This window comes from Betaproteobacteria bacterium, from assembly GCA_009377585.1.
Classification (GTDB): domain Bacteria; phylum Pseudomonadota; class Gammaproteobacteria; order Burkholderiales; family WYBJ01; genus WYBJ01.
Map to the genome: position 1 here is coordinate 93,233 of WHTS01000008.1, position 12,330 is coordinate 105,562.

General features: G+C 63.0%; 9 protein-coding genes. 4 read left to right on the top strand and 5 right to left on the bottom strand.

Translation table 11 applies throughout. The features are described from left to right. Window positions 1-198: 198 nt before the first annotated feature. From GEV05_04880 to GEV05_04890, 3 genes are read left to right on the top strand one after another with little or no spacing between them, the layout of a single operon-like run. Window positions 199-2,025, top strand: a complete 1,827-nt coding sequence (locus tag GEV05_04880; protein ID MPZ42737.1) for a 4Fe-4S dicluster domain-containing protein — start codon at window positions 199-201, stop codon at window positions 2,023-2,025. A gap of 10 nt (window positions 2,026-2,035) precedes the next feature. Further along, window positions 2,036-3,874, top strand: coding sequence for a 2-oxoacid:acceptor oxidoreductase subunit alpha (locus tag GEV05_04885; GenBank protein ID MPZ42738.1), 1,839 nt, complete (start codon window positions 2,036-2,038; stop codon window positions 3,872-3,874). Further along, a complete protein-coding gene (locus tag GEV05_04890; GenBank protein MPZ42739.1) occupies window positions 3,871-4,932 on the top strand; it encodes a 2-oxoacid:ferredoxin oxidoreductase subunit beta in 1,062 nt (353 codons plus the stop codon). Before GEV05_04885 ends, GEV05_04890 begins: the two co-directional genes overlap by 4 nt. A gap of 544 nt (window positions 4,933-5,476) precedes the next feature. Here GEV05_04890 and GEV05_04895 read toward each other — a convergent pair. The 5 genes from GEV05_04895 to pstS form a co-directional block, all read right to left on the bottom strand. Continuing rightward, a complete protein-coding gene (locus tag GEV05_04895; GenBank protein ID MPZ42740.1) occupies window positions 5,477-7,183 on the bottom strand; it encodes an IS1634 family transposase in 1,707 nt (568 codons plus the stop codon). A 330-nt stretch (window positions 7,184-7,513) separates the two neighbouring features. Then, window positions 7,514-8,290, bottom strand: coding sequence for a phosphate ABC transporter ATP-binding protein PstB (pstB, locus tag GEV05_04900; protein MPZ42741.1), 777 nt, complete (start codon window positions 8,288-8,290; stop codon window positions 7,514-7,516). A 35-nt stretch (window positions 8,291-8,325) separates the two neighbouring features. Next, on the bottom strand, window positions 8,326-9,168 hold the full coding sequence (gene pstA, locus GEV05_04905; GenBank protein ID MPZ42742.1) for a phosphate ABC transporter permease PstA: 843 nt from the start codon (window positions 9,166-9,168) through the stop codon (window positions 8,326-8,328). Beyond that, complete coding sequence (pstC, locus tag GEV05_04910; GenBank protein MPZ42743.1) at window positions 9,165-10,130, bottom strand: phosphate ABC transporter permease subunit PstC; 966 nt, start codon at window positions 10,128-10,130, stop codon at window positions 9,165-9,167. Before pstC ends, pstA begins: the two co-directional genes overlap by 4 nt. A gap of 188 nt (window positions 10,131-10,318) precedes the next feature. Then, a complete protein-coding gene (gene pstS / locus GEV05_04915; GenBank protein MPZ42744.1) occupies window positions 10,319-11,371 on the bottom strand; it encodes a phosphate ABC transporter substrate-binding protein PstS in 1,053 nt (350 codons plus the stop codon). A 467-nt stretch (window positions 11,372-11,838) separates the two neighbouring features. Between pstS and GEV05_04920 the strand changes: the two genes are divergently transcribed. Continuing rightward, window positions 11,839-12,261, top strand: coding sequence for a DUF3363 domain-containing protein (locus GEV05_04920; GenBank protein MPZ42745.1), 423 nt, complete (start codon window positions 11,839-11,841; stop codon window positions 12,259-12,261). The last annotated feature ends 69 nt before the right edge of the window (window positions 12,262-12,330 follow it).

Here is a 12,330-nt window from a genome sequence, read left to right on the forward strand (position 1 = left end):
CCCGACGGCCCGGGCCATTGCGTCAAGGAAGTCACAGGCGGCCGTCGCTTCTCCGGCTGCGCAGGCCATGATTCTTCCAGTACCGTCATCCGCGCGGTACCATAAGTCGTTTATGCCGGCTTAAGCCCCGCTTTCCTAAATGGTTTCCCGGGGCATGCGGGCTACACGTGGAATGACTGCGAGCGCGGAGGAACAGGGTTGAACCCCACCGATATCCGAAACCCGGATTACTTTCACAAGGTTGTCGATTGCCAGTGGGCGTGTCCGGCCCACACACCCGTCCCCGAATACATCCGCTTGATCGCACAAGGGCGTTACGACGACGCCTACATGATCAACTGGTATTCGAACGTCTTCCCCGGCATTCTGGGTCGCACCTGCGACCGTCCGTGCGAGCCGGCATGCCGGCGCGGGCGTGTCGAGGATGGCCAGAGCAAGGAGCCTGTCGCGATCTGCCGGCTCAAGCGCGTCGCGGCGGACAACAAGGACGACATCCGCGCCCGTCTGCCGAAGGCGCCGAAGCAGAAGAACGGCAAGCGCATCGCGCTCATCGGCGCCGGCCCCGCATCGCTCACCGTCGCGCGCGATCTCGCGCCGCTCGGTTACCACCTGGTGGTCTACGACCAGGACCCGCAGGGCGGCGGCATGATGCGCACCCAGATCCCCAAGTTCCGGCTGCCCGAGACGGTGATCGACGAGGAAGTGGGCTACATCGCCGATCTCGGCCTCGAAATGCGCCTGGGCGAGAAGATCGACAGCCTGAAGGCGCTGCTGGCGCAGAACTACGATGCGATTTTCGTCGGCTGCGGTGCGCCGCGCGGGCGCGACCTCGATATTCCCGGGCGTGCGGAAGCTGCGGCGCACATTCATATCGGCATCGACTGGCTCTCGAGCGTCTCCTTCGGTCACATCGACAAGATCGGCAAGCGGGTGATCGTCCTGGGCGGGGGCAATACCGCGATGGACTGCTGCCGCTCGTCCAAGCGCCTGGGCGGCGACGACGTGAAGGTGATCGTGCGCTCCGGCTACGAGGAGATGAAGGCTTCGCCCTGGGAGAAGGAAGACGCAACCCACGAGGGCATTCCGATCCTCAACTTCCTCGTGCCCAAGGCCTTCGTGCACGACAACGGGCGGCTCACCGGGATGACCTTCGAGAAGGTGAAGGCCGAGTACGATGCCCGCGGACGCCGGCGCCTGGTGTCCACCGGCGAGCCCGACCACCACTTCGAATGCGACGACGTGCTGATCGCGATCGGCCAGGAGAACGCGTTTCCCTGGATCGAGCGCGACATCGGTCTCGAGTTCGACGAATGGGGCATGCCGAAGGTGGACGAGACGACATTCCAGTCGACGCGCCCGGGCGTTTTCTTCGGCGGCGACGCTGCGTTCGGCCCCAAGAATATCATCTGGGCGGTGGCGCACGGCCACGAAGCCGCGATCTCGATCGACAAGCTCTGCGGCGGCGAAGACATCGCGCTGCGGCCCGCGCCGATGGTGACCCTCGTGTCGCAGAAGATGGGTATTCACGAGTGGAGCTACGACAACGACGTCTCGCTCGATCAGCGCTTCAAGGTGCCGTGGAACGACGTGCGCGTGACGCTGAAGAGCATCAAGGTCGAGGTGGAGAAGGGCTTCGATCCGGCGACGGCGTTCAAGGAAGCGCAGCGCTGTCTCAATTGCGACGCGCAAACGGTGTTCAGCACGAGCCTCTGCATCGAGTGCGACGCCTGCGTCGACATCTGCCCGATGGACTGCATCACCTTCACCGACAACGGCGAAGAGACCGATTTGCGCAAGCGCCTGAACGCCCCGGCCGCGAACGCCACGCAAGACCTGTACGTCTCGGAGGCGCTCAAGACCGGGCGCATCATGGCCAAGGACGAGGATGTCTGCCTGCATTGCGGATTGTGCGCCGAGCGTTGTCCGACCGGCGCCTGGGACATGCAGAAGTTCTACCTCGAAATGACGCAAGCCGGCCCCACCTGCCGCGGCAAGGCGCCCGCACCCGGACGCAAGGCGGCATAAGAGAGACATCATGAAGCCCATCGAGGCGGTAAACGATTTCGTCGTCAAGTTCGCCAACGTCAACGGCTCCGGCTCGGCCAGCGCCAACGAGCTGTTCGCCCGGGCCATCCTGCGCATGGGCGTGCCGGTGAGCCCGCGCAACATCTTTCCGTCCAACATCCAGGGGCTGCCGACCTGGTACGAGGTGCGGGTTACCGAGAAGAGCTATCTTGGCCGGCGCGGCGGCGTGGATCTCATGGTGGCGATGAATCCGCAGACCTGGGAGCGCGACATCAAGGAGATCGAGTCCGGCGGTTACGTGTTCTACGATTCGACTCGCGCGCTGCCGAAATCGAAGTTTCGCGACGACATCCAGGTGATCGGCATGCCGCTCACCGAGGTCTGCAATTCGACCTACACCGATCCGCGCCAGCGGCAGCTGTTCAAGAACATCATCTACGTGGGTGCGCTGTCGGCGCTGCTCGATATCGATCCGGCGGTGATCGAGAAGCTCTTCTCCGAGCAATACAAGGGCAAGGAGAAGTTGCTCGATTCGAACGTGAAGGCGCTGCATCTGGGACGCGACTACGCGCTTTCCAATTTGCAATGCCCGCTCGGGATCAAGGTGCGCCGCACCGACAAGGTGGGCAACAAGATCTTCCTCGAAGGCAACAGCGCCGCGGCGCTGGGCGCGGTCTACGGCGGCGCGACGGTATGCGCCTGGTATCCGATCACGCCGTCGTCCTCGCTCGCCGAGGCCTTTCAGCGTTTCTGCCAGCGCCACCGCGTCGACCCGCAAACAAAGCAGAACAAGTTCGCGATCGTCCAGGCCGAGGACGAGCTCGCTTCGATCGGAATCGTCGTCGGCGCCGGCTGGAACGGCGCGCGCGCGTTCACGGCGACCTCGGGCCCTGGCATTTCGCTCATGACTGAATTCATCGGCCTGGCGTACTTCGCCGAGATCCCGGTGACCATCATCGACGTGCAGCGCGGCGGCCCCTCCACCGGCATGCCGACGCGCACGCAGCAATCCGATGTGCTCGCCTGCGCCTATGCCTCGCACGGCGATACCAAGCACGTGCTGCTGTTCCCCGAGGACCCGAAGGAGTGCTTCGATTTCACGGCGCAAGCCCTCGACCTGGCCGAGCGGCTGCAGACGCCGGTGTTCGTGATGACCGACCTCGACATCGGCATGAACACGCGCCTGTGCGATCCGCTGCAATGGGACGACGCGCAGGCCTACGATCGCGGCAAGCTCATGAGCTACGAGCGGCTCGAGGCCGGGACGGAGTTCGGCCGCTATCTCGACGTCGATGGCGACGGCATAGCGTACCGCACGCTCCCCGGCACCCATCCGACTCGCGGCGGCTACTTCACGCGTGGCACCACCAAGGATCGGTTCGCGCGCTACAGCGAGGCCGGCCCCGACTACATGGAGAACATGCAGCGGCTGCTGCGCAAGTTCGAGACGGCCAAAACCCTGGTGCCGAAGCCGCTGCTGCTGCCGGCGCCGAAACCGGCGCGCTTCGGCGCGATCTTCTACGGCTCCACCAGTCCGGCCATGGCCGAAGCGCTGGACGCGCTCGCCGAGCGCGGCATCCTGGTCAATGCGCTTCGCATCCGCGCCTTCCCGTTCGCCGACGAGATCGTGGATTTCTGCAACTCCCACCCGTGGGTGTTCGTGGTGGAGCAGAACCGCGATGCGCAGTTGAAGACCTTGCTGGTCAATGAGGCGGGCGTGAACCAGAACCGGCTCATCCCGGTGCTGCACTACGACGGCACGCCGATCACCGCGCGCTACATCGTCGACGAGATCGCGCGCCACGCCAGCGCACACACCGTGGTGCCTTTCAAGAAGGTGGTGTCATGACTTATATCGCCAAACCCCGGCTGCATCATCCGACGCTTCCCATCAACAAGGTTGGCTACACGCGGCGCGACTACGAAGGCAAGATTTCGACCTTGTGCGCGGGCTGCGGCCACGATTCCATCAGCGCCGCCATCATCCAGGCCTGCTGGGAGCTCGATATCGAGCCGCACCGCGTCGCCAAGCTCTCGGGCATCGGTTGCTCGTCCAAGACGCCGGACTACTTCCTCGGCAATTCGCACGGCTTCAACAGCGTGCACGGGCGCATGCCTTCGGTGCTGACCGGCGCCAATCTCGCCAATCGGGATCTCATCTATCTCGGTGTTTCGGGCGACGGCGACTCGGCCTCGATCGGCATCGGCCAGTTCGCGCATGTCATGCGCCGCGGCGTCAACATGCTCTACATCGTCGAGAACAACGGCGTGTACGGTCTCACCAAGGGTCAGTTCTCGGCCACCGCCGACCAGGGCTCGCAATCCAAGCGTGGGGTCGTGAACAGCGACTCGCCGGTAGACCTGGTGGCGCTGGCGCTGCAGCTGGGCGCAACCTTCGTCGCGCGCAGCTTCTCCGGCGACAAGAACCAGCTGGTGCCGCTCATCAAGGCGGCCATCGTGCACCCTGGCGCCGCCTTCATCGACGTGATCAGCCCCTGTGTCGCGTTCAACAACCACGCCGGCAGCACCAAGAGCTACGAATACGTGCGCGATCACAACGAGCCGGTCAACCGCATCGACTTCGACTACTGGCCCAAGCGCGAGGAGATCACGGTCGACTATGCCGAAGGCGAAGTGGTCTCGGTCACGCAGCACGACGGCTCGGTCCTGCGGCTGCGCAAGCTCGCCGCCGACTACGATCCGCACGACCGCATCGGGGCAATGAATTTCGTGCAGCAGCGCCAGGCCCAGGGCGAGGTGGTGACGGGACTCTTGTTCGTCGATCCGCAGCCCGAGGACCTGCACGCGCACCTGAAGACCGCCGAGACGCCGTTCAACACGCTCGGCGCCAAGGAGCTTTGCCCGGGCGCGACCACGCTCGAGAAGATCAACGCGTCGTTGCGGTGAGCTTCCGTTTCTTCGTCACCCCCGCGCAAGTGGGAATCCAGGACGGTCGAGTTCGAATTTCTGGATGCCCGCTTGCGGGCATGACGCAGTCCTAGTGGTAGCCCCCGCCGTGCGCGTGCGGCGCGCGCCGCGGCCGCAGATCCGGCTTGAGCTTCACCGTCCAGGCAGCCTTGGCATCCGCATCGATTCGCATGCGCTGCGCGGTGGCGCTTTCGGCGCCGTCCATGCGCGGGTGCCAGACCTGCAGCATGTATTCGCCGGCACGCATTGGCCGAGACCGACATTCGCTAAGCGTACCGATCTGAAATCCGACTGGGGGCACAGCCGGCCTTCCATGAAGCCCCTCGCCTCGTCCCTTTAATGAGGCCGAGGCGCGCGCCTCGGATGCCGCGTGGCGGCCGTGCCGACTCGCGTCGAGCTCCCGCAACCACGGACCGTACAACTTCTTGCGCGTTACCGTCTAACCTGAAGTTCCTACTTGGCGAGAGCACGATTATGCTGAAGAGGCGTGCAGTTACGCCGTCTTTGGTTGTCGGTGCTCTGTCTACACGGTAATGGTATGGAGCAGATCGAGCGCGCGTTTCTGCTTCGGGTTTGGCGTAGTCACGATTTGGAAGGTAGCCGCGTTGGTGTCGGCGTTGGGAGCTCGGCAGGTGTTTCGTACGATGCTGGACAGTTCGTCCAGGCGGGTACGGAAGCTGTGTGCCGTGGTTCCATCGGGTAGGGTATGGCGTAGGGCTTTGCGCTCGGCGGCGACAGAGCGTTGTGCTGCGGCGACGGGATCGCGCACGGTCTTGGCCTGTTGGTCTTCATCGGCGAACAGCAGCGAACGCCACGCCGCTCGCATATGCCACTCGACGTAGTAGGCGAGCATGCAAAGGAAGATATGGCTTCGCACGCGCTCGGCGAGTCGGTGGTGGATGGGGCGCACCTTGAGGTCCACGGTCTTCAGGCAGCGAAAAGCGCGCTCGACGTCGCTGAGCGACTTGTAGCTGCGCACGACCTGAGGCGCGTCCATCGACTTGGCGCCAAGGGCAGTTCGCAGGATGTAGATGCCATCGAGTGCGGCTTCCTGGGCGAGGTGCTCATCGCGGATGCGAAAGGCGAAGCACTGCGCTTCGATGGTGAGCTCGAAATGCTTGGCCATTTTGTACTTGTCGACCACGCGCCCCACGCGCACGCCGATCTTATTGGTGCCTCGCAGGCGTTTGCGCTCCACCATCAACCGCACCTTGTCCAGTTCGCCCGCGGTCGCGTGTAACAGCTCCTGGCGCCTGTGGGCCCGGCGTTGGGCAAGCTGCGGATTGCGACACGCCACCAGGCGCTCGCCGGGGAAATCGGGATGCGTTAGCTCCAGGAGGTTGCGCTCATCGAACAACCCCAACTGCAGACCGCCCTGATCGATCAAGGAGCGAATCTGCGCGCTCTTGAGCGCGGTGATCCAACTCACGCCTTGCTGACCACGAAGCTCTTCGATCGCCTTCTGCGAGATCATGCCCCGGTCCCCGACGATGACCAGCGTGTCGATGCCGAACGCCTCGCGTAATCGCTTGACCTGCGGGAGCAGCGTCTGCGCGTCAGCGGTGTTGCCCTCGTACACCGAGACGGCCACCGGACAGCCCCCGGGCGCACTGACCAGCGCGTAGTTGACCTGGAGCTTGTTCTTCTTGCCGTCACGGTTGTGACCGATGCGCGCCAACGGACAGCAGCGGCCTTCGAAATAGCTCGACGACAAGTCATAGAGCACCAGCCCGCCCGAGCGTAGATGACGCGCGGCGAGCTTCTTCTCGATCAGAGCTTGTCGCTCCAGCAGCCAGTCCATTGCCGCGTACAGCTCGTCCTCGGTGGCATCGGCCACGCCGAAGTCTTCGGCCAAGGTCGTGCTGTGCCACCAGCGGGTGGTCGCCAACTTGGTGTGCGGGGCGAGCACCCGCGCGGCCACCATCGCGCACACCAGATCGCGCTGCCGACTCGGTCGCGACCCCAGCAGCGCCTCGAATCCCAGGGCTTGCATGGCTACACTGACGGCCTGCACATGGCCATGAGCGCGCGAGGCGATCGCCTCGAAGTGTTGCGCAACGGGCCCGAGTTGCTCGCCGCGCAGCACGGCACGGATGGCGAGGATCTGCTCGTCGGAGAGTGCGGACAGATTGGCGAGCGTGCGTTTGCGAACGCGCGTGCCTTCGCGATAGGACTCGCGCAGCAGATACGCCGGGCGCGCGCCGCGGTTCGGCACCATGTCGATATGCATGGGTACATACTACACCAATTCCCACGCATTGCAAGCCAATTACATGGCTACATTCTGCACCCGCTCCGCGCTAATAACACGCTGAATGGCCTGCCTTTACAGCCCTCAAGCTCACTGCAATGAGCAGGAACTTCAGTCTAACAGAGGCCGCACCAGCTTAACCGCTTGTGCAGCCTTTCTTTTTTTTACGTCGGCGTCCGAGGCCGGAAAACTCTAACGCCCACCGAGGGCGTGTTGGGGAGCAGCGCAAGATGACCAAGGACTCTCGCTATCCATGAGGGACCGAAGGGGAGCATCAGGTCAGTGATGCATAAAGGTGATGGTCCTGGCTCAACCGAAGCGACCGGTAATGTAATCCTGGGTGCGAGGCTCACGTGGCGACGTAAACATGTGATCGGTCGCGCCGAACTCGACGAGCTCGCCGAGATACATGAAGGCGGTGAAGTCGGAGACGCGCGCCGCCTGCTGCATGTTGTGGGTCACGATGACGATCGTGTAGTTGTTCTTGAGCTCGTCGATCAACTCCTCGACCTTGGCAGTGGAGATCGGGTCGAGCGCCGAGCATGGCTCATCGAGCAGGATCACCTCCGGCTTGAGCGCCGCGGTCCGCGCAATGCACAGACGCTGCTGCTGCCCGCCCGATAGGCTCAAGCCATTGGTCGAAAGCTTGTCCTTAACCTCGTCCCAGAGCGCGGCACGTTGTAATGCGGCTTCGACGCGCCCATCGAGTTCGGAGCGCGGAATGCGGTTGTAGAGCCTGATGCCGAAGGCGATGTTCTCGTAAATCGACATAGGAAAAGGTGTCGGCTTCTGGAACACCATGCCGATACGCGAGCGCAGCAAGTTGAGATCCTGCCTGGGCGACAGGATGTTCTCGCCGTCGAACATCACCTCGCCGGTAGCGCGCTGGGCGGGATAAAGATCATAGATTCGATTGAGCGCGCGCAACAGGGTCGACTTTCCGCAGCCAGAGGGACCGACGATGGCTGTCACCCTGTTCTGATAAAGCGACAAGTTGATATCCTTCAGCGCTCTGCTGTCGCCATAGTGAAAGTTCAGGTTGTGGATCGAGAGCCTTTCCTTCAGGTCATCGACATCGATTGACATATCGGTGACCTTCGGGGCCGAGTGCGACGCGAGGTTCATGGCTCTTTTCTCGATGCTGCGACGGCGCGTGCAACGATGCTGAGCGCGAGCACCGCCAAGGTGATAATGAGCGCGCCGGTCCAGGCGAGCTTCTGCCAATCCTCGTACGGGCTTAAAGCGAACTGGAATATGACGACCGGCAGACTTGCCATCGGCGCATCAAGATTAGTGCTCCAGAACTGATTGTTAAGTGCTGTGAACAGGAGCGGCGCCGTTTCACCGCTGATGCGCGCGACGGCGAGCAGAACGCCCGTCAGCATTCCAGCGCGAGCGACCCGGTAACAAACGTGGCGAATGACATAGGCCCGCGGCAGACCGAGCGCGAAAGCGGACTCCCGCAATGGGTTTGATACCATCAATAGCATGTCTTCGGTCGTCCGCACGACAACGGGAATGACGATCAACGCCAATGCCACCGCCCCTGCCCAGGCGGAAAAGTGGCCCATCGGATAGACCATGATCTCGTACACGAAAAGGCCGATCACTATGGAGGGCGCACTGAGCAGAATGTCATTAATGAAACGCACCACGCTGGTCAGCTTATCGTGGCGTCCGTATTCGGCCATATAGGTGCCGGCGAGGATGCCGACCGGTGTGCCGATCGCAACGGCGAGCATCGTCATGATCAAGCTGCCGACGATCGGATTGAGCAAGCCGCCGACTGACCCCGGCGGCGGCGTCATCTCGGTGAAAACCTGAACGGAGAGACCGCTGAACCCCTTCCACAGCAATACCGCAAGTATGAGCACCAGCCAACTGAGCCCAAGGAACGTCGCCGCCAGTGACAGGCACGTCGCGAGCCCGTTGCGGCGGCGGCGGGATCTGTAAAGATTGCTCATGGGGCTACCCGATCCTCCAGGCGCATCAGCAGATAGCGTGCGAGGGCGAGCACGATGAACGTGATGACGAACAAGATCAATCCAAGCGCGATGAGGGATGAGCTGTAGAGGTCGCCGACGGCCTCGGTGAACTCGTTGGCGATGGTTGCCGAGATGGTCGTGCCAGGGGCCAGGATCGAGCCAGAAACACGGTGTGCGTTGCCGATGACGAAGGTCACCGCCATTGTCTCGCCAAGCGCGCGGCCAAGGCCGAGCATGACGCCGCCGATCACCCCCACCCGCGCATACGGCAGGACGACGTAGCGGACGACCTCCCATGTGGTGCAGCCTACGCCGTAGGCCGCCTCCTTGAGCACCGGCGGCACGGCCTCGAACACATCGCGAGAGATCGAGGCGATGAACGGCAGCACCATGATCGCAAGAATCAGCCCCGCGGTGAGGATGCCAATGCCATAAGGAGGACCGGCAAACAGGGTGGAGAGCACCGGAACAGGGCCAAACAACTCGATCAGGAACGGCTGCAGTGTGTGCTGCAGGAACGGGGCGAACACGAACAACCCCCAGATGCCATAGATGATGCTGGGGATGCCGGCGAGCAGTTCAATGGCAATGCCGATCGGTCGGCGCAGCCGCATGGGGCAAATCTCGGTCAGGAACACCGCGATCATCAGACTGACGGGCACCGCGATCGTCATGGCGATGGCCGATGTGACCAGCGTGCCGTAAATCGGGGCGAGCGCGCCGAACTTCTCAGTGACCGGATTCCACATCTCCGTCGTCAGAAACGCGAGACCGAAGGCGCGCAGCGCCGGCAGTGCCCCGGAGACGAGCACCACGATCGCGGAACCAAGGACCATCAGCACCCCGAGCGCGGACGTCCGGGTGAGGATGCGGAAGACGGCATCGCGGCTCCGCAACCGCCGGAACACGGCGAGTCGTGAAAAGGAATCGGCGGCGCTCACAAAGGCGCCCCTTAGCGCCCATCCGTCGCGTCATGTCTCTGGATAGGCGGTAGCGGCAACTTCCCTCCGATGTCGTCCAAGATGCACTCTGGGTTCGGCCCGTAAAGCGGTCTCACAGTCGCGCGCACAAATCGCCCGACATGAGATGAAAAGACGCCAGGCGACGCCTTTCCCGGCACGGCCGGTATTCAGTTGGTCGTAGCGGAGAGCGGCTTGCCGCTCGCGTCCTTGATCTCGGCAGCCCAGGTCTTCTCGATATCCTCGACCACATTGGCGGGCATGGGCACGTAGTCGAGCTCTTCCGCCATCTTGCCGCCGTTGCGATAGCACCAGGCGAAAAACTTGAGCGCCTCGGCGGCGGCGGCGGGATCCTGCGGATTCTTGTAAATGAGGATCCAGGTAGCCGCGGTCATCGGCCATGAGGTGTCGCCGGGCTGGTTAGCCAGGATCACGCCATAGCCCGGCTTGGACTTCCAATCGGCATTCGCGGCCGCGGCCTGGAAGGCCTCCGACGTCGGAGCGACAACCTTGCCTGCCTTGTTGACCATGTTGGTGTAGGTCAGCTTGTTCTGCAGGGCATAGGCGAATTCGACGTAACCGATCGAGCTCTTGGTGTTGGCGACGTTGTTGGCGACGCCTTCGTTGCCCTTGGCGCCGATGCCGACCCGCCATTGCAATGATGTGTTGACGCCGACATTCGACTTCCAGTTCTCGCTGACTTCCGCCAGATAGTAGGCGAAGTTGTAGGTCGTGCCCGAGCCGTCGGAACGGTGAACGACGGCAATCGCCTGGTTCGGGAGTTCGGCGCTCGGATTGAGCTTCTTGATAGCGGGATCGTCCCAGTTCGTAATCTCGCCGAGGAAGATGCTGGCGACGGTCGGGCCGTCGAGCACGAGCTCACCAGCAGTGATACCATCAAGGTTCACGACCGGGACGATGCCGCCCATGACCATGGGGAACTGAACCAAGCCGGTCTCCTCGAGGTCTTTGCCGGAGAGTGGCGCATCGGAAGCGCCGAACGTTACGGTCTTGGCTTTGATCTGCTTGATGCCGCCGCCGGAGCCAATCGACTGATAGTTCAGCCCGATACCGGTCTCCTTCTTGTAGGCATCCGCCCACTTGGCGTAAATCGGATAGGGAAAGGTGGCCCCAGCGCCGGAGATTTCGGCAGCAATTGCCGGGGCGAGCGTGGCGGCGAGTGCGAAGCTGGCCGCTGCAACGGCGTGGAACAGTTTTTTCATTTGGCTCTCTCCATGTTTGATGTTTGCGCCGAACCCAAGGCAGGGTCGATTGGGACCTCTGCACTTCCTCGGTCCTTCGCTCGATCGACCACCGCCAGCACCTTTTTAGGGCCCGCAGCTAACATCCGTATGACGTTTAAGTGACAGTTGGATGACAGCAGGGTCAGCGACAGGAAGCGCCACACACCATTTCTTCGTGGGCCTCACGATTGTCGCGGTGCTGCGTTCCTGGCTGTCTCGATGACAGCCGCCCTGGCTATTGGCGAAAGAGTCACCCTGAAAAACACGCACGCTGTTGGTTTCAGGGGATTCCCCTGGCGGTCGAAGGATTGGAGAATGCCGGATATCCGCCGTTCGAGGTGCGTTTTCCGGGGTATTTGCGATGCGACCGTCCCGCCCGTCTTCCGGCGAGGCCGACCTGTTCCGCAAGCGCCTGAGGCGATCATCGACCCGAAGCATCCGCTGGTGTGGCTGACCGGGCTGATCCCACGGGCGAGCTTGGATGCGGCTTAAGGCGGTTCTTCCGTTCGCTCCGCCGGGCCGGCATCGTCGAGCGCCTCGACGCCGAGCGCTGGCGCATCCCCGACGACTTCGAGAGCCGTGCGCGGGATTACGATACCGGACGCACCAGGCAGCTCGGCGCGCGGGTGCTGTCGCTCGTCGACCTCGACGCCCAGGTGACGGTAAGCGCCGCCACCTGGCTCGACCGCGAGCTGATTGCCGACGCGCCGGTCCCGCTCCGCGACGGCGGGTTCGGCCGGGAGGCAAGAAACGCGCTCGCCCGGCGCCGGCAATGGCTGATCGCGGAGGGACTCGCGCGGGAGGATGGCGGCAAGATCATCTATCGGTGTCATCGTCGTTCCGATAGTCGTGTGAATTGGTCGGGATGAACGTCGTGGATTTTGTTCGTGCGTTTTCTTCGAGGCGCTCTATCTCAAGGGTCTTTTTCGCGCCGTTTG

Coding starts and splice junctions, on each gene's coding strand:
- GEV05_04885 (MPZ42738.1), top strand. CDS start 2,036: ATGAAGCCCATCGAGGCGGTAAACGATTTCGTCGTCAAGTTCGCCAAC.
- GEV05_04890 (MPZ42739.1), top strand. CDS start 3,871: ATGACTTATATCGCCAAACCCCGGCTGCATCATCCGACGCTTCCCATC.
- GEV05_04895 (MPZ42740.1), bottom strand. CDS start 7,183: ATGCATATCGACATGGTGCCGAACCGCGGCGCGCGCCCGGCGTATCTG.
- pstB (MPZ42741.1), bottom strand. CDS start 8,290: ATGTCAATCGATGTCGATGACCTGAAGGAAAGGCTCTCGATCCACAAC.
- pstA (MPZ42742.1), bottom strand. CDS start 9,168: ATGAGCAATCTTTACAGATCCCGCCGCCGCCGCAACGGGCTCGCGACG.
- pstS (MPZ42744.1), bottom strand. CDS start 11,371: ATGAAAAAACTGTTCCACGCCGTTGCAGCGGCCAGCTTCGCACTCGCC.